This window comes from Brevibacterium sp. UCMA 11752, from assembly GCF_021532235.1.
Lineage (GTDB): Bacteria > Actinomycetota > Actinomycetes > Actinomycetales > Brevibacteriaceae > Brevibacterium > Brevibacterium antiquum.
This window is the reverse complement of record NZ_JACBOS010000003.1, coordinates 2,004,432-2,028,525: the sequence shown is the minus strand read 5'-3', so window position 1 is coordinate 2,028,525 and position 24,094 is coordinate 2,004,432. Positions and strand designations below refer to the sequence as shown.

Annotated in this window: 20 protein-coding genes; 6 read left to right on the top strand and 14 right to left on the bottom strand. The window is 64.0% G+C overall.

Annotation, left to right across the window (positions count from 1 at the left end; genetic code table 11):
* Nucleotides 1-20: 20 nt before the first annotated feature.
* Complete coding sequence (locus HU144_RS09030; protein ID WP_235352677.1) at nucleotides 21-1,394, bottom strand: amino acid permease; 1,374 nt, start codon at nucleotides 1,392-1,394, stop codon at nucleotides 21-23.
* Nucleotides 1,395-1,513: 119 nt separating this feature from the next.
* Nucleotides 1,514-2,542: a GNAT family N-acetyltransferase gene (locus HU144_RS09025; protein WP_235351083.1), complete on the bottom strand. Its 1,029-nt coding sequence runs from the start codon at nucleotides 2,540-2,542 to the stop codon at nucleotides 1,514-1,516.
* A gap of 46 nt (nucleotides 2,543-2,588) precedes the next feature.
* Here HU144_RS09025 and HU144_RS09020 point away from each other — a divergent pair, with 46 nt between their 5' ends.
* Both HU144_RS09020 and HU144_RS09015 read left to right on the top strand, forming a co-directional pair.
* Complete coding sequence (locus tag HU144_RS09020) at nucleotides 2,589-3,398, top strand: purine-nucleoside phosphorylase (protein WP_092106854.1); 810 nt, start codon at nucleotides 2,589-2,591, stop codon at nucleotides 3,396-3,398.
* A gap of 103 nt (nucleotides 3,399-3,501) precedes the next feature.
* Nucleotides 3,502-5,400: a phospho-sugar mutase gene (locus tag HU144_RS09015; protein WP_235351082.1), complete on the top strand. Its 1,899-nt coding sequence runs from the start codon at nucleotides 3,502-3,504 to the stop codon at nucleotides 5,398-5,400.
* Between the two features lie 212 nt (nucleotides 5,401-5,612).
* Here HU144_RS09015 and bioD read toward each other — a convergent pair whose 3' ends face one another.
* From bioD to HU144_RS08960, 11 genes are all read right to left on the bottom strand, one after another.
* A complete protein-coding gene (gene bioD / locus HU144_RS09010) occupies nucleotides 5,613-6,380 on the bottom strand; it encodes a dethiobiotin synthase (RefSeq protein ID WP_235351081.1) in 768 nt (255 codons plus the stop codon).
* Nucleotides 6,377-7,510 (bottom strand): 8-amino-7-oxononanoate synthase, encoded by a 1,134-nt coding sequence (locus HU144_RS09005; protein ID WP_235351080.1) that lies wholly within the window; start codon nucleotides 7,508-7,510, stop codon nucleotides 6,377-6,379. Before HU144_RS09005 ends, bioD begins: the two co-directional genes overlap by 4 nt.
* Nucleotides 7,507-8,841: an adenosylmethionine--8-amino-7-oxononanoate transaminase gene (locus HU144_RS09000; protein WP_235351079.1), complete on the bottom strand. Its 1,335-nt coding sequence runs from the start codon at nucleotides 8,839-8,841 to the stop codon at nucleotides 7,507-7,509. The genes HU144_RS09005 and HU144_RS09000 overlap by 4 nt, the downstream gene beginning before the upstream one ends.
* A complete protein-coding gene (gene bioB / locus HU144_RS08995) occupies nucleotides 8,834-10,084 on the bottom strand; it encodes a biotin synthase BioB (RefSeq protein WP_235351078.1) in 1,251 nt (416 codons plus the stop codon). Before bioB ends, HU144_RS09000 begins: the two co-directional genes overlap by 8 nt.
* A 334-nt stretch (nucleotides 10,085-10,418) precedes the next feature.
* Complete coding sequence (gene deoC / locus HU144_RS08990; RefSeq protein WP_235351077.1) at nucleotides 10,419-11,072, bottom strand: deoxyribose-phosphate aldolase; 654 nt, start codon at nucleotides 11,070-11,072, stop codon at nucleotides 10,419-10,421.
* 85 nt (nucleotides 11,073-11,157) lie between these two features.
* Entirely contained in the window at nucleotides 11,158-12,447 is a 1,290-nt protein-coding gene (locus HU144_RS08985; RefSeq protein ID WP_235351076.1) for a thymidine phosphorylase, read from the bottom strand.
* A gap of 147 nt (nucleotides 12,448-12,594) precedes the next feature.
* Nucleotides 12,595-13,089, bottom strand: coding sequence for a cytidine deaminase (locus HU144_RS08980; RefSeq protein WP_101573074.1), 495 nt, complete (start codon nucleotides 13,087-13,089; stop codon nucleotides 12,595-12,597).
* Between the two features lie 28 nt (nucleotides 13,090-13,117).
* Nucleotides 13,118-14,416, bottom strand: a complete 1,299-nt coding sequence (locus tag HU144_RS08975; protein WP_235351075.1) for an ABC transporter permease — start codon at nucleotides 14,414-14,416, stop codon at nucleotides 13,118-13,120.
* A 1-nt stretch (nucleotide 14,417) separates the two neighbouring features.
* Entirely contained in the window at nucleotides 14,418-15,650 is a 1,233-nt protein-coding gene (locus tag HU144_RS08970) for an ABC transporter permease (protein ID WP_235351074.1), read from the bottom strand.
* Nucleotides 15,647-17,245: an ABC transporter ATP-binding protein gene (locus HU144_RS08965; protein ID WP_235351073.1), complete on the bottom strand. Its 1,599-nt coding sequence runs from the start codon at nucleotides 17,243-17,245 to the stop codon at nucleotides 15,647-15,649. Before HU144_RS08965 ends, HU144_RS08970 begins: the two co-directional genes overlap by 4 nt.
* Before the next feature lie 74 nt (nucleotides 17,246-17,319).
* Nucleotides 17,320-18,390, bottom strand: coding sequence for a BMP family lipoprotein (locus HU144_RS08960; protein WP_235351072.1), 1,071 nt, complete (start codon nucleotides 18,388-18,390; stop codon nucleotides 17,320-17,322).
* Nucleotides 18,391-18,705: 315 nt separating this feature from the next.
* On the opposite strand from HU144_RS08960, the gene HU144_RS08955 reads away from it, so the two are divergent.
* From HU144_RS08955 to HU144_RS08940, 4 genes are all read left to right on the top strand, one after another.
* Nucleotides 18,706-20,535 (top strand): ABC-F family ATP-binding cassette domain-containing protein, encoded by a 1,830-nt coding sequence (locus HU144_RS08955; RefSeq protein WP_235351071.1) that lies wholly within the window; start codon nucleotides 18,706-18,708, stop codon nucleotides 20,533-20,535.
* Nucleotides 20,536-20,557: 22 nt separating this feature from the next.
* Entirely contained in the window at nucleotides 20,558-20,902 is a 345-nt protein-coding gene (locus HU144_RS08950; RefSeq protein WP_235351070.1) for a TraR/DksA family transcriptional regulator, read from the top strand.
* Between the two features lie 74 nt (nucleotides 20,903-20,976).
* A complete protein-coding gene (locus tag HU144_RS08945; protein WP_235351069.1) occupies nucleotides 20,977-22,014 on the top strand; it encodes an acyltransferase family protein in 1,038 nt (345 codons plus the stop codon).
* Between the two features lie 217 nt (nucleotides 22,015-22,231).
* Complete coding sequence (locus HU144_RS08940) at nucleotides 22,232-23,281, top strand: homocysteine S-methyltransferase family protein (RefSeq protein WP_235351068.1); 1,050 nt, start codon at nucleotides 22,232-22,234, stop codon at nucleotides 23,279-23,281.
* 310 nt (nucleotides 23,282-23,591) lie between these two features.
* Here HU144_RS08940 and HU144_RS08935 read toward each other — a convergent pair whose 3' ends face one another.
* Nucleotides 23,592-24,080 carry a DUF6194 family protein gene (locus HU144_RS08935; protein WP_235351067.1) on the bottom strand — a complete coding sequence of 163 codons (489 nt, stop codon included), beginning with the start codon at nucleotides 24,078-24,080 and terminating at the stop codon, nucleotides 23,592-23,594.
* Nucleotides 24,081-24,094 lie beyond the last annotated feature (14 nt).

Here is a 24,094-nt window from a genome sequence, read left to right as displayed (position 1 = left end):
ATCACGATTCGAGCCGACGATCAGTCAGTACTCTCCTTGTGTCTGCCTGCAGGCAGCGGCTCGGTGTGGTCGATGAGCTGGTAGTGTCGGCGACCCTCACCCCGGACGAAGGCGAAGTAGCACAGCCACAGCGCGCCGACCCAGAGAAGACCTACCCACAGTGCCGGACGGGAATCAGGAACGATTCCGACCATGACGATGACGAAGAGGATGAATGCCACCGTGACCCAGGACCCCGCTGGCCACAGCGGCATCGGGAACTCACTGCGCAGTCGGTTCTCCTGGACCAGCACCCGTTTCATCCGAATATGAGCCGTGAGGATGACCAGCCACACCAATACTGTCGCAAACGTCGCCAATGCGCCGAGCAGGAACAGGGCCTGGTCGGGGTAGAGGTAGTTGAGGAGCACGCCGACGAGCAGGGCCACGATCATCGTGATCACGGTCATCACCGGCACTCCGTTGCGAGTGGTGTGGGCGAAGGAACGCGGTGCCTGCCCCTGTTCCGCCAGACCGTGGAGCATCCGACCAGCTCCGAAGATATCGGCATTGATGGCCGAGAGCGCCGCCGTGATGAGCACAACCTGGAGGATGGCGGCTGCCGCGTTGAAGCCGACGGAGTCGAAGATCGCGACAAAGGGGCTGATCTCCGAGGTGATCTGGTTCCAGGGCAGGATGCACATGATCACGCCGAGGGTGAGCACGTAGAAGAGCAGGATGCGCACCGGCACCGAGTTGATGGCGGCCGGCAGCACCTTCTTCGGGTTCTGTGCCTCACCGGCGGTGACTCCGATGATCTCGATGCCCCCGAAGGCGAACATCACGATCGTGAATGATGAGAGGAGACCCCAGAGTCCGTGTGGGAACGCTCCTCCGTGGTCGAACAGTGCACGCGGACCCATCTGATCGTGGTCGGCGATGCCGAAGCCGAAGATGATGATGGCCACGCCGGCGCCGATGAGGGCGATGATCGCAACGATTTTGATGAGTGCGAACCAGAACTCCAGCTCGCCGAAGACCTTGACGCCGATCATGTTGATCGCGGCGATGAAGAGCACAACGGCCAGTACCCAGGTCCAGCGAGGTACTCCAGGGAACCAGAAGCCCATGTACACGCCGATGGCGGTGGCGTCGAAGACGGCGACAAGGATCATCTCGAAGACGAAGGTCCAGCCGACGAGAAAACCGGCGAATGGGTGGAGATAGTGCGAGGCGAACTGGCCGAAGGATCCCGAGACGGGGTGGCGGACCAGCATTTCGCCCAGCGCACGCATCACCATGAAGACGGCGGCACCGCCGATGATGTAGGCCACCAGCACGGACGGGCCTGCGGCCTGGATCGACTCCGAAGACCCCATGAACAGCCCCGTGCCGATGGCCGAACCCAAAGCCATGAAGCGGATGTGCCGGGCGGTCAGTCCCCTGCGCAGGCCCACGTTCTGGGTGTGAGTGTCAGGGGTGATCGTCTCTCTGCCCCCACTGTCAGCCGAAGACACTGGTGTCCTACTTTCTGTCAGATTCTGCCGGCAGCAGTCTCGACTCGGCGAGGGTCGGCAGGAGGACCCGTGAGTGTTTCGTAACGGTAGAGTTCGCTCGCCTGGCCGGATTCGAGCAGACGGTCTGCCAGGGCGGAGACCACCGGCATGCCACTTGTGACTTCGAGGACGACGTCGGCATCGACGGAGAGTCGGGCGAGGAGAAGCTCGGCGTCAGCGATCGCTGCCCTGAACAGCTCGCTCGTGGTGTCGGCGGCTTCCTCGCGAGTTTCGAACATCGACCCGATGATGAGTTCAGTGGGGGCCTCTTCGTCATCGCCTGGTGCCGGCATGGCATCCGTGATCTCGACACCAGTCTGGTCGGCCTCGCGAGCGTAGGAGACGGCGAAGGCGCTGAGTCCAGAGTCGTCGGACGAGCCGGCCTCGCCGTTGAGCAGTGCGGCACCGTGGGCACCGGCAGCTTCGGAGAGGAACGCGTTGTTGACCTGACCGATCGTCAGCGGACCGACAGCGTCGTCCTTGTTCACGGCGGTGTACCACGCGAGGAAGGCCTTCGTGAGCTTGACCGATCCGGTGGCCACGATCTCGAGGTCTTCGGCACGTCCGCCACCGCTGGGCGGCAGTGCACCGGCGGCGACCTTGATCACCCGTGTCGTCGTCAGCGGTGCGAAGCCGAGGGCCTGCGCGAATCCCGCACCTGAGCTCCCGGCCTGTACACGTGTGCGCAGGTCAAGTCCTTCCAGGGCAGTCCCGACGGTCTCGGCACACACTGCTTCGAAGAGTTCTCGTCCCTGACCGTGGCCTTGTTCCTCGGCCGCGACCTCGACGTGGACCCACGCCCGGTACGGGTGGAGCGGGGACTGCGCGATCGCGGCAGCACCGACGGGAACCTCAGGCACCACCTCGGCGATGACGGATCGCAGCAGAGGCGAATCCGAGGACGGGCGGAACAGGGACCTGGCCATATGAGCGGCCGGCGTATCGGCGTCGGCGAACACCTCGTTCAACCGCAGGTCGTCACCATCGGTCAGGTCTCTGATCGGCATTGTGTGCGCTCCTTGAACGGGTCGAGAACTTGATAATCTTGGCGTCATGACTGACTTAAGCGATCCTACCGCCGCCGCTCGCGCCGCGGCCACGACCATCAACTCCAAAGCCGGCATCGAGGCCCATGACATTGCTCTCGTTCTCGGTTCGGGATGGGGCGGAGCAGCCGAGCTCCTCGGCGAAACGATCAGCGAGATCTCGGCCGCGGACGTCCCCGGCTTCCACGCGCCCGCCGTCGAAGGCCACGGCGCCACCCTGCGCACGATCCGAATCGAAGCCAGCGGCAAGCACGCTCTCGTCCTCGGTTCCCGCACCCACTACTACGAGGGCAAGGGCGTGCGCGCTGTGGCCCACGGGGTCCGCACCGCCGCTGCCGCCGGATGCGAGAACCTGGTGCTCACCAACGGCTGCGGAGGACTCAATCGCAATTGGGCCGCCGGCACCCCGGTCCTCATCTCCGACCACCTCAACCTCACCGGCACCTCCCCCATCGAAGGTGCGAACTTCGTCGACCTCACCGATCTGTACTCCCCGCGCATGCGTGCCATCGCCAAGGAGATCGACCCCAGCCTCGACGAGGGCGTCTACGCACAGTTCCGGGGACCGCACTACGAAACTCCCGCCGAGGTGCGCATGGCCGGAGTCCTCGGCGCCGACCTCGTTGGAATGTCGACCTCGTTGGAGGCCATCGCCGCACGTCAGGCCGGTCTGGAACTCATGGGCATCTCTCTGGTCACGAACCTGGCCGCCGGCATCCAGGAGACCCCGCTCTCCCATGCCGAGGTCATCGAGGCCGGAGTCGCAGCCGCACCGCGGATCTCACAGCTGCTCGCCGACATCGTCTCGAAGCTCTGAGCGAGCCCGGACACTCTGAGCAGCTGCTGCCCCGAAGACGCACCGGCATCACTCGCCCGCCCAACCGCATCCCTCTCGCCGACAACACCGGACAAGGACAGACATGACCCGAGTAGCCGATCGCTTCAGCAACGGATTCGATGCCGACGTCGTCGAGGCATGGATCGCCGACGACCCCGACCAGCAGACAGCAACCACCCTGCGCACAATCCTCACCGCCGCGACGACCGGTGACGAAACGGCTCTGGCCGACCTCGAAGATCGCTTCGCCGGCCCCCTGACCTTCGGCACCGCGGGGCTTCGCGGAGAGATCGCGGCCGGACCGAACCGTATGAACCGCGCCGTCGTCATCCGCGCCGCAGCAGGTCTCTCCCGTTTCCTCCTGAACACCGTGGGTGAGGGATTCACTGTCGTCATCGGATGCGATGCTCGCTACAAGTCCTCAGACTTCGCGACCGACACAGCCGCCGTCGTCACGGCGGCCGGCGGTACCGCCATCCAACTGCCCGATCAGCTGCCCACTCCGCTGCTCGCTTTCGCCCTGTCCCACCTGCAGGCCGATGCCGGTGTCATGGTCACCGCCAGCCACAATCCGCCTGCTGACAATGGCTACAAGGTCTACCTGGGCCAGCGTCCGCTGCTGGCGATCGAGACCAATCCGTCCGCCGCCCAGGCTGGTGCCGGTGCTCAGATCGTCAGTCCCGCTGATGCTCTCATCGCTGAGCAGATCGCGGCAGTCGAATCTGTGGCCTCGGTCCCGCGTGCCGAGTCCGGTTGGGAACACCTCGATGACTCAATCGTCGAGACCTACCTGGCTCGCATCGATGCTCTGGGGGTGAGAGCAGAGTCAGAGCTGTCTATCGTACTCACCTCGCTCCACGGTGTCGGAGCCTCCGTCGCCGAGGCGGCTCTGACACGCACCGGTTTCACCGATGTGCACCCGGTGCCCTCGCAGCAGGCTCCGGATCCGGACTTCCCGACGGTCTCGTTCCCCAACCCCGAGGAGGCCGGGGCCCTCAACGAATCCTATGCGCTGGCCCGTGAGGTCGGTGCCGAACTCGTCATCGCCAACGACCCCGATGCCGACCGGTTCTCCGCGGCCATTCCGGATGCCTCGACTGCGTCCGGGTACCGGCAGCTGTCCGGCGACGAGGTGGGTCTGCTGCTGGGCGAGGATGCCGCGGTCCGGCTGGCTGCCGGGACGCATCATGCGGCACAGCTCGGATCCTCGCCCGGCGCCTCGGATTCGGTCGAAACCGAGGCATCGGACGTCGTTGGCGGGGGTGCGGAATCACCTGCTCTGGTGTTTGCGAACTCGATTGTGTCCTCTCGAGGGCTGGCCTCAGCTGCCGCCAGTCATGGCTTCGCGGCGGCGAACACGCTCACCGGGTTCAAGTGGATCTCCCGCGTCGCCGGCCTCGTCTTCGGCTACGAGGAGGCGCTGGGCTACTGCGTCGACCCGTCTGCGGTGCGCGACAAGGACGGAATCTCTGCGGCCGTAACCTTCGCAGCGCTGGTCTCGAGGCTGAAGGAACACGGGTCGAGCATCGAGGCAGAACTCGATCGGATCCGGAAGCGCGACGGCTTCTTCGCCACCGCCCCGCTGAGCTTTCGCCTCGACGATGTCTCTCTCATCGCTACGGCCATGGCGAAGCTGCGGGAGAGTCCGCCGGTGTCCCTGGCTGGATCTCCCGTCGTCGAAATCCACGACCTCTCAGCCGGTTACGGAGACATTCCTCCCACCGACGGGATCCTGCTGCTCTCGGAGTCGAACTCCCGAGTCATCATCCGGCCTTCGGGCACGGAGCCGAAGCTCAAGTGCTACCTCGAGGTCGTCGCCGAACCCTCCGAGCTGGAGGCCTCGATCCACGCCGACACCCGGGCCGCGGTCAGTGCAGGGATGCGGCTGCCGGTCACCTCGGCGAGTGCCTCCCTCACACCGGCCCTGACGGAGCGTCTGACCTCTATCAGCACCGAGCTCAAGGCCTTCTTCGGTCTCTGATCCGATACCTGACCCGGATGTTGGCACAAATTCTGATCATGGTGAGTGCCTCGAGGATTGGGCGCATCTCCAGTGGCTTGGAAGCGGCAGCCCCTCCCCAGTCAGGACTGCCGCGGCTCCTGTGAGGTTGAGTGCAATGACGACCAGCGCCAATTCAGAAGGTGGCTCGAACCTGCCTGATACACGTGTGAAGCAGCGCAGTCATATCTTTCTCACTGAGGCAGATGGAGCCAACCGGGTGCTTGTGCAGTGAACTCGCCGCGCCCGAGGCAGTGACCGGCTCCGGCGGGAACCGCGCCGAGGATGGTGGCGATAGCGGACAGCGCAGAGCGATTGTCACGGTCGACCATCGGCGCAGGCTCGGGCCACGAGCCGATGATGATGCCGGTGACCGGAATCTGCCGACTCCTGAGCGATTCGGCGGTCAGAGCGGTGTGGTTGAGGGTGCCCAGGCGCGAGCGGGCGACGATGACGGCACCGATGGAGTCTCTGTCGGCCGATAGGCAGGCGACGATGTCGGCGGCGGTATGGCCTCCGAAGTCGACGAGCACTCCCCCTGAGCCTTCGATGAGGACGTGGTCAGCACTGGTGCGTTCGGCAACTGTGCGGATGAGCTCTGCATGCTCGGCTGCGCTGGGCAGGATCGAAACTGCGCCGGCAGCAGAAGACACAGATCCGGCCGACTCCACGCGGGCAGCCGGAAGCGGAGCCATCGGCAGACGCAGTGTGATATTCGTGAACGTATGGATTCCGGTCAGCCGGGCAATGATCTGAGCGTCGGATTCGGTGACGACATCGCTGTAGTCGGCTTCAAGCTGCTCACGCTGAGGGTCGTCAGAGCCGATGTGCCCCGTCTGGATCGGCTTGCACATGACGACCCGCCGCCCGGCGGCTGTCAGCGTCGCGGCCAGCGCCGCAGCAGCGATAGTCTTGCCGACACCGGTGTCCGTTCCCGTGACGAGCAGGAAGCGCGGAATCACTGTGCTGCCGTCGAACCACAGGCGTCGGTGATCGACCGGATCCGCTCACAGGCATGGGCCAGATCATCGGAGCTCAGACCAGCACGCGCGGTCGGCCGCACCCGCGTGATCCCATCAGGGACGGATGGCGGGCGGAAGCAGCCGACAAGGATCCCCTCCCTACGCAGCAGAGCGCGGGCTCGCACTCCGGATTCCGGAGTCGGCATCGGCACTGAGAGCACAGCGCCGGCAGGAATCGGCACCTCAAGCGCAGTTGCGAGTTGGGCGCGCGCAACTTCCATCGATGCCACCTTGTCGCGAGTGATGAGGCCAAGCGCTGCATGGGCAGCTGCCGCATTGGCCGGGGCGAGCCCGGTGTCGAAGATGAAGGAGCGGGCAGTGTTGACGGCGGCATCGCGGATGAGCTCGGAACCCAGCAGCGCTCCTCCCTGGGAGCCGAGCGACTTCGACAGGGTCGCAGTGACGACGAGCCGGTCACGGTGTTCGCTCAGGCCTGCGGCGGCGCCCATTCCGCTGTGTGCCTCGACACCGGCCACGCCGATCCCGTGAGCCTCGTCAACGAGCAGCAGAGCATCGTAGCGGACGCAGAGTTGAATCAGTCGCGGCAGATCGGCTGCGTCGCCGAGGACGGAGTAGACCGATTCGACGATCACGAGTGCCTCTGCCTGCTCACGATCAGCCAAGGCGGTTTCGACGGCGCTCGGATCGTTGTGGGCAACGACGGTCAGCGAGGCCTTCGTCAGGCGACAGGCGTCGATCAGTGAGGCGTGATTATGGGAGTCGGAGACGATGAGTGTGTCCGGCCCGGCCAAGGTCGTGACCGCGGCGATGTTGGCCAGATATCCGCTGGAGAACGTCACACATGCCGGGTGGCACAGCCGTTCGGCCAGCGCGGCTTCCAACCGATGATGGGCGGGTGTGGTTCCGGTGACGAGTCGCGAGGCCCTGGCTGAGGTGCCATAGCGTTCGATCGCCTCGATCGCCGCCGCACGCACGATCGGATGCTGCGAGAGGCCCAGGTAGTCGTTGGAGGCGAGGTCAAGTCCGTTGAGCACCAGATCATTGCGGTCCAGATCGGCGGACCTGCGGCGTTCGGCTGCAGCGGCAAGGCGGGAGGCAATGGCATTCACTGCAGCTCTCCTTCGGAGTGCGCCGCGGCGGCTGCGACCATCGCTGCTGTGATCGTCTCCATCGTCTCCGGCGTCGAAATGTAGGGCGGCATCGTGTAGATGTGCTGCCGGAAGGGCCGCAGCCACACGCCATGCTCTGCGGCGATGCGCGTGGTGAGTCCGACATCGACCGGGCGATCGAGTTCGATGACGCCGATGCCACCGGTCACACGCGCCTCGGTGACGTGCGCCAGCTGTCGCGCCGGGGCGAGACCGGATTCGAGAGCCGGAGAGATGCGGGCGATGGCCGGTTCCCAGCCGCTCGTGTCATCGGCGAAGAGCAGCCCGACCGAGGCGGTGGCTGCCGCGCAGGCCAGCGGATTGGCCATGAAGGTCGGTCCGTGCATGAGCGCCCGGTGAGAGGAGGCGGTGATGACCTCGGCTATCGGGCCGCTGCACATGAGGGCTGCCAGCGTAAGATAGCCGCCGGTCAGCGCTTTGCCCAGGCACATGACATCCGGGGTGATGCCGGCCGACCGGCAGGCGAAATCGGCGCCGGTGCGGCCGAAGCCGGTGGCGATCTCATCGGCGATGAGCACAGCGTCGATCTCGGTGGCGAGCCGCCGGAGCGCCCGCAAGGCGGCCGGATGATAGGGGCGCATACCGCCAGCGCCCTGAAAGAGGGGCTCGACGATGATACCGGCGAGTTCGGACCCATGCGCGTCGACGAGGTTCTCGGCCCGGGCCACCCATGCCTCGACTTCGGTGGTGGAAGCCTCGGGCAGCGGAGGGCGTGGCAGGAACAGCTGAGAGGCCAGCAGTCCGGCAAAATCGGCGTGCATCCCGCCAACCGGATCACATACGCTCATCGCTCCGCTCGTGTCACCGTGATAGGCGCCTTCGAGGGCGAGGAAACGTCCTCGGTCGCGTCCGCGAGCCCGTTGGTACTGGATGGCGAGCTTGAGCGCAACCTCGACCGAGACCGAGCCCGAGTCGGCCAGGTAGACATGGTCAAGTCCGGCCGGTGTGACCGCGACGAGACGCTCGGCCAGGTCGACGGCCGGCCCGTGAGTCAGACCGCCGAACATGACATGCGAGAACGAGCGAACTTGGGCTGTCAGTGCCGCGTCCATGACCGGGTGTCTGTAGCCGTGGACAACCGCCCACCACGAGCTCATTCCGTCCAGGAGCCGATGTGTCGTGCCGGACGCATCACACAGTTCCACGTAGGGACCGGCCGCACCGGTAACTGAAAAATGCGCCCCAGAATCGAGCGGACCATAGGGGTGCCACAGGAGACCGGCATCCCTCTCCAACGTGCTCTGGGGATCTGACCGCACCGGCTCAGGCATTGGGAGAGACCTCTGTGCCAGCACCGCGGCGACGGATTGTCGGAATCGTCACGCCCGAGTTGCCAGCCTCGTAACCGACAGGCGCCAGCGGTTTGCCGCACGGCAGTGTGCCGGCTGCGACTGGAGTCGGTGCAGTCTCGTACGATGCGCCGGTGCCGGCAGCGAACGTATCGTCGCCGTTCGCATGGCCGGGTGCTTCGCCGTCGAAGGCAGCCTGATGGGCTGCCCGGTGGGCCTTGAGCTCGTCGCGCAACTGCTGCGCACTCTCCGCGCCGACGATCTCGAACCCGCCATCGACGATCATGTCGAGATCCTCTTCGGCAGCCTGACCCTCCGAAGTGAGGTAGTCGCCGAGGAACAGCGAATTGGCCACATTCAGCGACAGCGACTGCAGCGAACGCAGGTGCATTTCGCGGCCGCCGGCGATGCGCAGTTCGCGATCCGGGCACAGGAAGCGCACAGCGCACAGAATCCTCACGCAGTGCTGCGGGGTCAACGTGTTGGTGCCCTCCAAAGGAGTGCCGTCGAAGGGGATGAGGAAGTTGACCGGGATCGACTCGGAGTCGACGGCCTTGAGCGATTCGATCGCCTCGATGATCTGGTCGTTCGTCTCGCCCAAGCCGACGAGGAGTCCCGAGCATGGGGAGAGCCCGGCGCGGCGAGCCCTGTCGACGGTGTCGACCCGGTCGGCGAAGGTGTGCGTCGAGCAGATGTCGGCGTAGTGGGACTCAGCGGTGTTGAGGTTGTGGTTATAAGCATCGACCCCGGCCTCTTTGAGGCGCTGCGCCTGGCCATCCTTGAGGAATCCGAGACAAGCGCAGACCTCGACGCCGGGAGTGGCAGATTTGATCTCCTCGACCATTCCCGAGACGCGCTCGACATCCCGGTTCGACGGACCGCGGCCGGAGGCGACGAGACAGACGCGCGAGGCACCTCCAGCCAGGCCGAACTCCGCCTGGCGCTTGGCCTCCTCCTTGGGCAGCCAGGAATACTTGAGGATCTCCGCTTCGGAGCCTAGGCGCTGCGAGCAGTAGCTGCAGTCCTCCGGACACAGTCCGGACTTGAGGTTGACGAGGTAGTTGACCTTGATGCGCTTGCCGAAGTGCTCGCGTCGCAGCCGGGCTGCGGCTGCGACGATGTCAAGCAGGTCCTCATTCGGGGACGACAGGATCGCGCGGGCATCGGAGGCGGTGGCCGGGGTGCCGGAGAGCACACGCTCGGCGAGTGACAAGTAGTTGACCATGAACCAATTATTGAACACTGTTCAGGAGCGAGCAAAATCGAGCTCTACGGACGCAGCCGCATCCGCTGCCGTCAGAGGTCCTCTGCCTTCGGAATGATCAATGGCCGGAACGTCGGTGAACAAAGTGCCACTCGGCTCACCACCGGTGGTGAGCGTCTCCACCCGTCTGATGGCGTGGCAGGACTTCTTCGGGCTCTGAGTGTAGGCGCAGCGAGCGGGGAACAGCAGCCGCAGCCCGGACACATACAGTCGAAGTCAGATTGAGTTGGTTGCAACCAAATCAATCTGACTTCGACTGTAGAAAGCGCGCGGGCAGGAGCCGCCTAGGAAACGCTCAGTCGCTGAGTCCTCCGAGGATCCCAGCGGATCCCGACACCCCGAGACGTGAGGCTCCTGCAGCGATCATCTCTTCTGCAGCGTCGACGGTGCGGATTCCGCCGGAGGCCTTGACGCCGAGGCGATCGCCCACGGTTTCGCGCATCAGTGAGACCGCGTGTGCGCTGGCTCCGCCTGCGGGATGGAAGCCTGTGGAGGTCTTGACGAAGCCTGCCCCTGCAGCCTCGGCGCGGCGGCTGGCTTCGACGATCTGGTCGTCGCTGAGCGCCGCGGATTCGATGATGACCTTGACCAGGGCGCTGCCGCTGGCGTCGACGACTCCGCGGATGTCGGCCTCCAGAGCATCGAAGTCTCCAGCGATGGCCTGACCGATGTTGATGACCATGTCGACTTCGTCGGCACCGTCAGCGACGGCCTGTGCAGCCTCGGCGGCCTTGATCTCTGGCTTGACCTGGCCGCTGGGGAAGCCGACGACGGTGGCCACGACCAGCTCGCCGGGATCGGTGACGGGAAGCATCGACGGGGAGACGCAGATCGCGAGCACGCCGAGGTCCTTCGCCTCTGACACGAGTGCTTCCACGTCTGCAGACGTGGCTTCGGGCTTGAGCAGCGTGTGGTCGATGATCGCTGCGACTTCGGCTCTGCTGGTCATGTGGTTGTCCTCCAAGGTGGATGGTGCGGTGTGATTCGTACTGCGTGAGTTGGTACTGCGGTGATGCAATGCGCGTGACGGCGACTCAGGTGATCTTCTCGAGCACGATCGACGCGGAGACCGCGCTGAGGTCGCCTCCGATCTCGACGGCATCCTCGAGAGATTCGATCGCTCGGGCGAAGCGTTCTGGAGTCGCCGTGTGCAGGGTCATCAGCGGTTGGCCTTCGGCAACGGTGTCGCCAGGCTTGGCGTGGAGTTCGATGCCGGCCACGTCCTGGACCGGGTCCTCCTTGCGTGCTCGTCCGGCACCCAGGCGCCAGGAGGCGACTCCCACGGACAATGCATCGAGCCGACTGAGGACGCCGGACGCAGGCGCCGTGATGACTTCGGTGTGCTCGGCGACGGGCAGAGCGGCGTCGGGGTCACCGTTCTGGGCCCGGATCATCTTCTTCCACACGTCCATGGCCCGGCCGTCACCCAAGGCGGCACGCACATCGACGTCGGTCTTCCCTGCCAGACGCAGCATCTCCTCGGCCAGGGCGACGGTGAGATCCACGACGTCGGAGGGGCCGCCGCCGGCGAGGACCTCGACGGACTCGCGGACCTCGAGGGCGTTGCCGACTGTGAGCCCCAGCGGGGTGGACATGTCGGTCAGCAGCGCCGAGGTCCTGACCCCGGCCGCCTTGCCCAGGTCGACCATGGTCCGAGCCAACTTCTGGGCCTTGGCCAGGTCCTTCATGAATGCGCCGGATCCGACCTTGACGTCGAGGACAAGTCCTTCGGTGCCTTCCGCGATCTTCTTCGACATGATCGATGAGGCGATGAGTGGAATGCAGTCGACCGTCGAGGTGGTGTCGCGCAGTGCATAGAGCTTCTTGTCCGCAGGAGCTAAGCCGGAGCCTGCGGCGCAGATGACCGCGCCGAGGTCCTCGAGCTGGTCGAGGATGGCCTCGTTGCTCAGACCCGCCTGCCAGCCCGGAATGGACTCGAGCTTGTCCAGGGTCCCCCCGGTGTGGCCCAGCCCGCGACCCGAGAGCTGTGGGACGGCGACGTCGAAGACCGCGACCAGCGGGGCCAGAGGCAGGGTGATCTTGTCCCCGACTCCCCCTGTCGAATGCTTATCCGAGGTCGGGCGGGACAGGGATGAGAAGTCCATCCGCTCGCCCGAGGCGATCATCGCCTGCGTCCAGTCCGCGATCTCACCAGGTTCCATGTCATTGATGAAGATCGCCATGGCCAGTGCGGCCATCTGCTCATCGGCGACGACACCGCGGGTATAGGCATCGATCACCCAGTCGATCTGCTCTCTGCTCAGGGTACGGCCATCGCGTTTGGCGGCGATGACGTCGACGGCATCGAATGCCTCTACGCTCACAGTGTCAGTCCTTCGTTCTTCGAGTGTGGCCGACGACCCGGCCACTGGGGTGGCCGATGTGGCGGCCACTGGGGTGACCGTTCTGGTGGTCACCATTGATCGCCGAGGTGGCGCTCGGATCGCGGGGCCACCTCGGCGATATCGGGGTCAGTGCTTGGCGGAGCCTGCGCCCGGCGCATCACCGCTCAGATGATCTGGTCCGAAGGCATCGGGCAGCACAACTGACATAGGAGCCCTGCCGCTGGGCATGTTGAGCATCATCTCCGTGCCGCCGTGTTCGAACAGGAGCTGCCGGCAGCGTCCGCACGGGGCCAGGGTCGCTCCCGCACCATCGACGCAGTCGAATGCCACGATCCGGCCTCCGCCGGACATGAACAGATCGGAGACGAGTGAGCATTCTGCACACAGCGTCACCCCGAACGAGGCATTCTCAATATTGGCGCCGCTGACGATTCGACCGTCATCGACCAGTGCGGCCGCGCCCACGGGATAGGACGAATACGGAACGTATGCGCAGCGCATCGCTCTCATCGCCTCATCTCGCAGCAGCGACCAGGTGTCCTCGCTCAGGTCGTCGACCGAAACGGGGGTGGGTTCCACGCTCCACACGTGTTCAGAGGCTTCGACATCTGTGGAAGTCATAGGGGATACCTCTCTCTTCAGGGTTGGACTATTTCACGTACGGCACGCCTTCGGCCGCCGGTGGGCGAACCCGGCCGACGAAACCGGCGACGGCGAGAACCGTGACGATGTAGGGAAGCATGAGCAGCAGCTCGTTTGCCACCGGAGTTCCGATGGACTGCAGAGTGTTGCCCAAGCTCTTGGAGAAGCCGAACAGCAGGGCGGCAAGCAGGGCACCCTTCGGGTTCCATTTGCCCAGGATCATCGCTGCAAGGGCGATGTATCCCTGTCCGGCCGACATCTCTTTGCCGAATGCCAGGCCCGATCCGACGGTGAAGAAGGCACCGCCGAGGCCTGCGATGGCACCGGCCATGAGGGTATTGCGCACGCGGGTGAAGTTGACCTTGATGCCCACTGTGTCGGCAGCCTTCGGGTGTTCGCCCACGGCCCGCATCCGCAGCCCCCACTTCGAGCGGAACACGAAGATCTGGAGGGCGATGACGACGACGTACATGATGTAGACGAGGATGTTCTGGTCGAAGAGCACCCGTCCCAGGATGGGGATGTCCGAGAGCAGCGGGATCGGCAGGTTAGGCAGCTGCTGCCGGGAGTTCCACAGGCCCGGGTTCTGTGTGAGGACCGTCGAGTAGAGGAAGCTGGTGACTCCGACGACCAGGACGTTGAGCACGACGCCGATGATGATCTGGTTGACCCAGTACTTCACCGCGAAGAAGGTGAGAACCACAGCCACCAGCGCGCCGGCGATCGGGGCTGCCAGGAGACCCGCATAGGGGTTCTTGACCACTGAGGCGACGACTGCGGCGAGGAAGGCACCGGCCAGCAGCTGACCTTCGATGGCGATGTTGATGATGCCGGAGCGTTCGCCGACGAGCCCGCACATGGCGCCGAAGATCAGCGGCACGGACAGTGCCAGGGCGCCGGCCAACAGCGTGGTCAGCGGGATCACGCCGCCGCTGCCGCCCCCGGCCCAGGCCAGGAAGGACACGACGAAGAGGATGCCGAAGACCATCGGGAACCATCCGGCCAGGGTGATCCGCTTCATGGCGAGGTAGATCGAGGCTGCGGCCATGATCACGAGGATGAGCGAGAGGACCAGCCCTGCCACGGTCGAGGACACGACGACATCGGGAATGGCGAAGAGGTCTCCGCCGGTCGCGATCCGGAACGTCGTATCACCGTCACGACCGATGAGGCCGAAGAAGATGAGCGAGACGAGGGCCAGGATCGAGTAGGTGATCGGGAACTTCCACGCGATCGGGGTCAGTGCCTTGGACTGTGCCGAGGACTTCGCTGCCGGGCTCGCAGCGGCGGTGTTCTGAGCGCTCATGTCAGGCCTCCTTCCGCTTGAGCACCGGTGTGGGCAACCGGAAGATCGACCTCACAAGTGGTGGGGCCGCGATGAGCAGGACGATGACGGACTGGACGACGAGGACGATGTCGATGGGCGTTCCGGTCTGGGACTGCATGAGGTAGCCGCCGGCCTTGAAGGCGCCGAACAGGAGACCTGCGAGGAACGTCCCCAAGGGTTTGGACCGCCCCAGCAGAGCCACGGTGATGGCGTCGAAGCCGATCGAGCCGCTGATTCCGCCGGTGAGTTTGTACTCGGTGCCGAGTACCTGAGCCGCGCCGCCGAGTCCGGCGAGGGCACCGGCGACGATCATCACGAGGATCGTCACCTTCGACACGGAGATGCCTGCCGTGCGAGCCGCATGCGGGTTGGCACCGACGGCCTTGAATTCGAAGCCGATCGTGGAGCGTTCCAGCAGCCACCAGACGAAGATCGTGGCCAGGATGGCGATGATGAAGCCGAAGTGCAGACGGAACGGTGAGGGCAGGAGCAGGAACATCTGCGATGAGTCATCGAGTGTCCGTGACTGCGGGTTCGCCGAGTCGGTGTGTGTGAACCAGCTCTGCTTGAGCAGGTAGCCCAACAGGTAGCCGGCGATGGAGTTGAGCATGATCGTCACGATCACCTCGTTGGCGCCGGTGCGTGCCTTGAGCACACCGGCGATGCCGGCCCAGATCGCGCCGCCGATGATGCCGCCGACGGCTGCGATGAGCATGTGCACGACGGGCGGCAGGTGGAGGGCGTAGCCGAGGAAGCCTGCGATCGTGGCGCCGAGGATGACCTGGCCCTGACCGCCGATGTTGAACAGACCCGAACGGAAGGCAAGGGCGATGCCCAGGCCGGTGAGGATGAGCGGGGTGCCGCTGACCAGGGATTCGGTCAGGGGCCTGATGGCGCGCTCGGTGGTGCGGGCGTCCCAGTCGAAGATCGCACCGCGAAACAGTGCGGAGTAGGCGTCGCCGACGGTGGAGAACAGGGTTGAGAAGAAGACCCCGGGGGCGGCGAAGATGTTCATCGCCGCTTCGACGACTTCGGCGTTAGACACGGCGATGAGGACACCGCCGAGGAGAAGGGCGACGACGATGGCCAGCACCGAAACCAACCAGGAACCGGACAGGATTTCCTGCAGCAGATTCGGTTCTTTGTCCGGCTGGGCTTCGGCGCTCGGAGGCGGGGTCGCCGACGGTGCCGCCGGGGAGATATCGGTTGTCATTTCGTCTCCTCCGCCGAGGTGGTGGCGCAGTTGTCATCGGATGCCGCGGTGGCGGCGTCGCTCTTCTCAGGTGCCGCGGTGGCGGCGAGAGCTTCATCGGCAGGGACGCCTGCCATCATCAGGCCCAGGGCTTCACGCGAGGTGTCGGCACCGACGATGCCGACGATGCGGCCCGAGTACATGACCGCGATCCGATCGGCGAGTCCGTAGACCTCGTCGAGTTCCGTCGAGACGATGAGGCAGGGTGTGCCGGCATCGCGTTCGGCGATGACACGTTTGTGAACGAATTCGATCGAGCCGACGTCGAGGCCGCGGGTGGGCTGGCTGGCGATGAAGAGGCGCAGGTCGCGGCCGAGCTCACGGGAGAGGACGACCTTCTGCTGGTTGCCTCCCGACAGAGTCGCAATCGGGTCGACGACGCTGCCGAGGCGGATGTCGAACTCCTCGACCTTCTTCTTCGCCTCGTCGTTGATGACAGCGGACTTGAGATTGAGGCCATTGGCATACGGAGGGCGGTCGTAGACGTCGAGGATCATGTTCTCGCGGATCGTGAACTCGGCGATGATGCCGTCGGTGGACCGATCCTCAGGAACGAACCCGATGCCGGAACCCAGACGGTCCTTGACGGACTTGCCGACGAGGTCCTTCCCATCGAGAGTGATCGAACCCAACCTGGGGTCGGTCAACCCTATGATCGTTTCGGCCAACTCCGTCTGACCATTGCCCTGGACGCCGGCGACGGCGAGGATCTCACCACGGCGGACGTCGAAGCTGACATCGTCGACGACGACGTTCTCGGCCTTGTCGACGACGGTCAGGCCGCGGACCTGGAAGGTGGCGTCACCGGGATCGGCGTCATCCTTCTCCGTCGTCAGGGATACGTGACGGCCGACCATCTGGCTGGCCAGCTCCGCCTCGGTGGAATCAGGGGAGGCCTCACCGACGATCTTGCCGCGGCGGATGACGGTGATGGAGTCCGCGATCGCCCGGACCTCACGCAGTTTGTGGGTGATGAACACGATCGAGGTGCCCTGCTCCTTGAGCTGGCGCATGATCGAGATGAGCTCGTCGGTCTCCTGCGGGGTGAGCACCGCGGTGGGCTCATCGAGGATGAGGATCTTCGCGTTGCGCGACAGTGCCTTGATGATCTCCACGCGCTGCTGGGCACCGACCGGGAGGTCCTCGATGAGGGCGTCGGGGTCGATGTTGAAGTTGAAGCGGGCAGAGATCTCCCTGACCTTCTTCCGTGCCTCGGCGAGGTCGATGAGTCCCATGGACTTCGTCGGCTCATAGCCCAACGCCACCGACTCGGCGACGGTGAACACGGGCACAAGCATGAAGTGCTGATGGACCATGCCGATCCCGGCAGCCACAGCATCACCAGGACCGGCGAAGGTCACAGGCTTGTCGTCGAGGAGGATCTCTCCCCCGTCGGCGTCGTAGAGTCCATAGAGGACGTTCATCATGGTGGATTTTCCGGCGCCGTTCTCACCCAACAGGGCGTGGATCTCGCCCGGTTCGATGGTGAGATCGATGTGGTCGTTGGCCACGAACGATCCGAACACCTTCGTCATCCCGCGAAGCTCGAGTTTCACTGCTTCCGGTACTCCTCACAAATTCGAAAACTGCAGGGCCGAAACCACTCGGCCCTGCAGTTTAACCTATTCGCTTATTTGGGCGTGCTCTCGGAATCCACGGTCAGCGATCCGTCGATGATCTGCTTCTTGAGCTCTTCGACCTTCTTCTTCACGTCCTCAGGAACCTTGTCATCGAAGTCGTGGTACGGAGCAAGCCCGACGCCTTCGTTCTCGAGCGTGCCGACGTAGGGCTCGGAGGAGAACTTGCCCTTCTGGGCTTCGGCGACGGTGTCCTCGACCGCGTTGGCGATCTGCTTGACCACCGAGGTGAGGATGATGTCACCGTATTCCGTGGACTCGTATCCGTCGGAGTCGACCCAGATAAGCTTGACGTCCTTGGCTTCCTTCGCGGCCGCGGCTGCACCCAGTCCGACAGGACCGGCGACGGGCATGATGACGTCGGCGCCCTGGGAGATGAGCTGCTTGGTCAGCGCCTGGCCCTGCCCCTGGTTCTCGAAGTCGCCGGAGAACGATCCGTCCTGCTTCTCCTTGTTCCAGCCGAGGAGCTTGACGTTCTTCTTGTTCTCTTTGTTGAACTTCTTCACGCCGTCAGCGAATCCGTCCATGAAGATGGTCACCGAGGGGATCTGGATGCCGCCGAAGGTCCCGACCTTGCCGGACTCCGACGATGCCGCAGCCACATAGCCGGCGAGGTAGGCGGCCTCAGCCGTGTTGAAGACAACAGGCTTAGCGTTGTCCAGCGTCACCGGTTTGCCGTCAGCATCGGAGAAGGTGGAGTCGATGAGAGCGAAGTTGAGGTCCGTGTTGGCCTCAGCAGCCTCCTGGATCGCGTCCTCGAGCAGGAAGCCGACGCCGAAGGTGAGGTTGCAGCCCTGCTGGATCATGTTGTCCACGTTGGGCTTGAAGTCCGCGTCACCCTGCGACTCGGCCAGCTTTTCCTCTATACCGAGGTTCTTCTTCGCATTCGTCAGACCCTCACGGCCCGACTGGTTGAACGACTGGTCATCCCAGCCGCCGGAGTCCGACACCATGCAGCCGAGGAAGTCTTCAGCTTTGGAGTCCCCGCTGTCTCCGGATCCGCAGGCGGAGAGAACGAGGGCAGATGCGGCGACAATCGACACCGCAGATACGAGCTTCTTCACGTTTACTCTTTTCTCAAGTTGCTCATGTCCAGCACTGGCGTCGATCGGGCGCAGAGTCCTCCGCCGAATTTGTGAAACCACTGGATGATCACTCATATTTCAATGAATTTTCCGTCAGTCTAATTCACCTCAGACCCATAACAGGGTCCACTAGCATCCGAATCGTCGACACCGATATGAAAACGCAACATAACTTCATGTTCGCTCTGCCTCACCCCGACGCTCGACCATCCCGGGCACCGACTCCGTCCCCGGTCCCCCGACTGCCCGCCCATGCTGGTCCCGGCCCCCTTGTGCACTAAACTAGAAGGCGATATGGCACATCTTCTCGGGGCTGAAGCCCTGCACCTCGAATACCCCACCCGCATCGTCTTCGACTCGGTTACGCTCGGCGTCGACGCCGGAGACATGATCGGCATCGTCGGCCGCAACGGCGACGGCAAGTCCAGCCTGCTGGGCATGCTCGCCGGCACCATCGAACCCGATTCCGGCCGCGTGACCTACCGGGGCGGAATGCGCCTGGGCATGCTCAGCCAACGCGACACCATGGACTCCGACGCGACCGTCGGCTATTCCGTCGTCGGCGACATGGACGACCACGAATGGGCCCGCGACGCCAAAGCCCGCGACATCATCTCGGGTCTCATCGCCGACCTGGACTGGAACGCCACAGTCGGCAGCCTCTCCGGAGGCCAGCGCCGACGAGTGGCTCTGGCGGCACTGCTCATCGAAGACTGGGACCTGCTCATCCTCGATGAGCCCACCAACCACCTCGACGTCGACGGTATCTCGTGGCTGGCCAAGCACATCAGGAACCGCTGGTCGAAGAACTCCGGTGCTCTGCTGCTGGTGACTCACGACCGGTGGTTCCTCGACGAGGTCTGCACCAAGACGTGGGAAGTCCACGACCAGATCGTCGAACCCTTCGAAGGCGGATACGCCGCCTATGTCCTCCAACGCGTCGAACGCGACCGAATCGCTGCCGCAACCGAACAGAAGCGCCAGAACCTCATGCGCAAGGAACTGGCATGGCTGCGCCGAGGTGCTCCCGCCCGGACCTCGAAGCCGAAGTTCCGGATCGAGGCGGCAAACCAGCTCATCGCCGATGTCCCGGAGGTGCGCAATCCGATCGAACTGAAGAAGATGGCGACGGCCCGACTCGGCAAGGACGTCGTCGACCTCCTCGATGTGTCACTGAGCTTCGGGGATCAGCAGATCCTTGACAATGTCACCTGGCGCATCGGCCCCGGCGAACGCACCGGAATCCTGGGGCCCAACGGTGCCGGCAAGTCGACCCTGCTCAGCCTCATCTCCGGTGAACTCGAACCGGATGAGGGCAGGGTCAAGCGCGGGAAGACCGTGAAGGTCGGAGTCCTCGACCAGCAGTTCAAGGAACTCGACGCCATCGCCGGACAGAAGGTCCGCGAAGTTCTGTCGGCGTCGAAGACGAGCTTCAACATCGAAGGCAAGGATTACACTCCGGCACAGCTCCTCGAACGCCTCGGCTTCGCCAAAGAGCACCTCTCGGCCCGCGTCAAGGAACTCTCCGGAGGACAGAAGCGCCGCCTGCAGCTGCTCCTGCTCCTCATGTCCGAGCCCAATGTCATCATCCTCGATGAGCCGACCAACGACGTCGACTCCGATATGTTGGCGGCGATGGAGGACCTCCTCGACTCCTGGCCGGCGACCTTGATCGTCGTCTCCCACGATAGGTACCTGCTCGAACGCGTCACCGATCAGCAGTACGCGATCCTCGATCACGGTCTGCGGCACGTGCCCGGCGGCGTCGACGAATATCTGGAGCTGCGTGCCGAGGACGCCAAATCCGGTGGGTCGAAGGGAACTGTCACCGGTCGAGGTGCAGGGAACTCCGGCTCGGGCAATGCGAATTCGTCTGCTGATTCGGGCGCAGACGCACTCTCCGGAGCCGAGGCCCGAGCGGCGAAGAAGGAAGTCTCCTCGATCGAGCGTCGTATGGACAAGCTGAGCAAGCGCATCGCCCGTGCCCACGATGAGATGGCCGACCACGACCAGACCGACTTCGAAGGGCTGCAGAAGCTCACCTCTTCCCTGCAGGAGCTCAAGGACGAAATGACCGAGTTGGAGGAGCGCTGGCTCGAAGCCAACGAGGCTCTGGACGCCTGATGATGAACGGCGAGGAGGGCTGATGGCCGATTCGGATCGAGTGCGGGAGCTCCTGCATGCAGAAGATGCCGCGACCAGGCGGCTCATCGCCACACTGTCCTCGGACATCAAAGATCTCTCGGCGGCACGCGAGGGTGACAACAGCGACGACGAGCACGACCCTGAAGGTTCGACTCTCGCCTTCGAACGATCACAGGCGGACACCTTGCTGCGCCAGTCCGAGGAGCGCCTGATAGCCATCGCCGAGGCGGAGCAGAGGCTTGAGCGCGGCACCTTCGGAATCTGCACGAACTGCGGAAACCCCATCCCCGAGGCGCGGTTGGAGATTCGCCCCTATGCGCCGACCTGCGTCGCCTGCGCAAGCTGAACAGCCCCTGGATTCCGCCTTAGGGCGCGATGAGATCTTTCTGCTTCGAGGCGCGGACGCGCTATCGTGGCGTGGTGCCCATACGAGATCACCGACTGGACCGCGCCAAAGGCATCCTCATCTTCGCTGTCGTCCTCGGCCACCTGCTGGCCAGGACATCACCGTGGGATGACGATGTCCTTCGTGCGCCGATGTACCTCATCTATTCGTTTCACATGCCGGCCTTCGTCTTCCTGGCCGGCATCACAGCGAAGTCGACGAGGCTGCCCGAACGCGTCCTGACCTTCCTGGTCCTGCTGTTCACCGTCCTGCCTCTGATGTGGGGATGGATGTGGGTCTTCGACCTCAATCCTGACTACAGTTTCCTCACCCCGTTCTGGTACACATGGTTCCTGCTGTCGATGGCGTGCTGGATCATCACCGTGCCGTTCATCGAACGATTCCCACGAACAATCCTTGTCACCTCGGTGGTGGTGGGGCTCTTCGGTGGAATTCTGCCGATCCTCGACACGGAGCTCTCGGCGTCACGGTCCATGATCTTCTGGCCCTTCTTCGTCATCGGCAAGCTCTACGGCAAGCAGATTCTCAACTGGGCCGGCAGCCTGCGCATCTGGCAGAAGCTGTTCTTCACGGCGACTGCTTTCGGCGCGATCGGCTACTTCTACCTCGATGAGGTCTACTACAAGTGGTTCTACGGCAGCCTCAACTTCGCCCACTTCGATGTCAGTATCCCCGAGGGCGTCGGCATCCGCCTCATCGTCGACATCGGAGCACTGCTGATGACATTGGCGCTGCTCATGTGGGTCGGCGACAAAGACACCATCATCGCGAAGATCGGCCGGAACAGCCTGGCTGTCTATGTCCTCCACGGGTTCGTCGTCCGCGGTCTTCAGCCTCTGCTCGATGATGTCGAGGGCGTACTCAGCTCTCCCCTGATCCTCGTCGTCTGTTTCTTCGTCGCTCTCCTCGCCACGTACGTGCTTTCGTGGGCACCGTTCGAGAAGGCACTGCGTTGGTATTCCTCAACCGTGACTCGACTGCTGCTCGCACCGTTTGCATCCTTGCGTCCGGAACCCGGCAGACACTCGGATAGATCCTCCGGCAGAGGCTAGGAGAAGGCTTCTTTCCACACCCTTCCCCTAACGGAGCCCATCCTCTAGTCTGACGAGAACCTCGGAGTCGCTGAGAGTGACTCCGAGCGTCATATGACAGAATTAAGTCGATGTGACCTCGGTAACATTTCCAAAGATGGTTATATGCGTAGAGTTCGGGCCCTCAGCCTGAGCGAGCTCAATCGCCTGTCCTCTACCTTCCGTACGGAGAGCACTCATGACTCAGTCCAACCCGTTGACCCAACGCCTCGATGCCGGACCAGTGATCTGCGCCGAGGGATTCCTGTTCGAACTCGAAAAGCGCGGCTACCTGTCCGCCGGAGAGTTCGTGCCCGAGGTCGCGCTCGAATTCCCCGATGCCCTGCGCTCCCTGCACGTGGATTTCCAACGTGCCGGCTCGGACATCGTCGAGGCCTTCACCTACAACGGACACCGCGAGAAGATGCGGGTCATCGGCAAGGAGGATCTGCTCGAACCTCTCAACCGCTCCGCCCTGCAGATCGCCCGTGGCGTTGCCGATGCCAAGCCCGGCAATTTCATGGCCGGAAACATCTCGAACTCCAACATCTGGGATCCCGAGAACACCGATCGCCAGGCCGAGGTCCGTGCCATGTTCACCGAGATGGTGGGCTGGGCCGTGGATGAAGGCGCCGACCTCATCATCGGTGAGACCTTCTACTTCGCCGGCGAAGCCATTGCTGCAGCCGAAATCGCCAAGGCCAGCGGACTGCCCGTCGTCCTCACCCTCGCTCCCATGGCCTTCCAGGAGATGGCCGATGGCGTCGGCATCGTCGAGACCGCACAGAAGCTCGAACAGCTGGGCGTCGACGTCGTCGGCCTCAACTGCTTCCGCGGACCCGCGACAATGCTGCCGTGGCTGAAGGAGATCCGCGCGGCCGTGTCCTGTCACGTCGGTGCCCTGCCCATCCCCTACCGCACGACCAAGGATGAGCCCACGTTCTTCAACCTCTCAGACCCCCGCGCCGAGGTGGCTTCCCCGCACGGTCGCACCTTCCCCACGGCTCTCGATCCGCTGCAGACGAATCGCTACGAGATCGGTGCCTTCGCGAAGGAAGTCCACGACCTGGGCGTCAACTACATCGGCGTGTGCTGCGGCGCGACTCCGATGCACATCCGTGAGGTCGCCGAGGCGGTCGGACTGACCACCGATGCCAGCCGGTTCTCGGAGAACATGAAGAACCACTTCATGTACGGAGACAACGAACGCCTCGCCGACAACGTCGTCGCGCTCGGCTCCACCGCCTGAGGCAGGCAATCAGCAGCACCGCCTGCACGAAGGAGTCTGCATCTCAACGCACCTCAGGTGCCATAACCGCCCGCCGCAACGGGAGGTTATGGCACTGAGTGTCTGCAGCACAGCTACCGGTGCCAGCAGCGAGCGGCGGTCATCGCCCAGCAGTTGCGGGTCATGACGTTGTTGACGATCACCGGAGCCGCGGACGCGGGCTGTTGTCCGTCGTGTGCGCCGCGGGATCGGTGGTAGTTGTCATGCAGATTCCAGATGATCGCTCCTGCTCTGAGAGCCAGTGCGGGCGTAGAGGAACTCTTCGGCCAGCTCATGCGTTTCGCGAAGCATTGCTCCGGCTTTGACGGCGCTCCACTCGCCGCCGGTCGGCAAGATGAGCACCATGGAGCGCCTCCAGAGCACGCTCGATGGTTTCGCTCCCCGGGTTCACGACGCAGACCCACCCGTATGCGCCATACAGAGGGTGAGGGAAGAACGCGTCGGTGATGCCGTAGTCCACCCCCATCTCGTCGATCTCCTCGGGCGGGTAACCGAGCAGATCGGTGAAGACCTCTGATCCGACGTGGATATTCAGCCGCCAGCGACCATCGGCGTCGAGACGAGACTGAGTATCGTCCGGGTAGTCCTTCGTCACGATCGTCGCATACGGCTGGCGATTGCGCGGCAACTGCTCGTCCGGGGCGTAGTAGAAGAAGAAGTCACCCCAAGAGATCTCGGGGTGTTCGCTCCCTGGAGTGGGCGCGAGCTCGAGGAGGCCGTCGTAGGTCCGAATTTCTGAAAGGATCTGTTTCATAGACATACTTCAAGTATGAA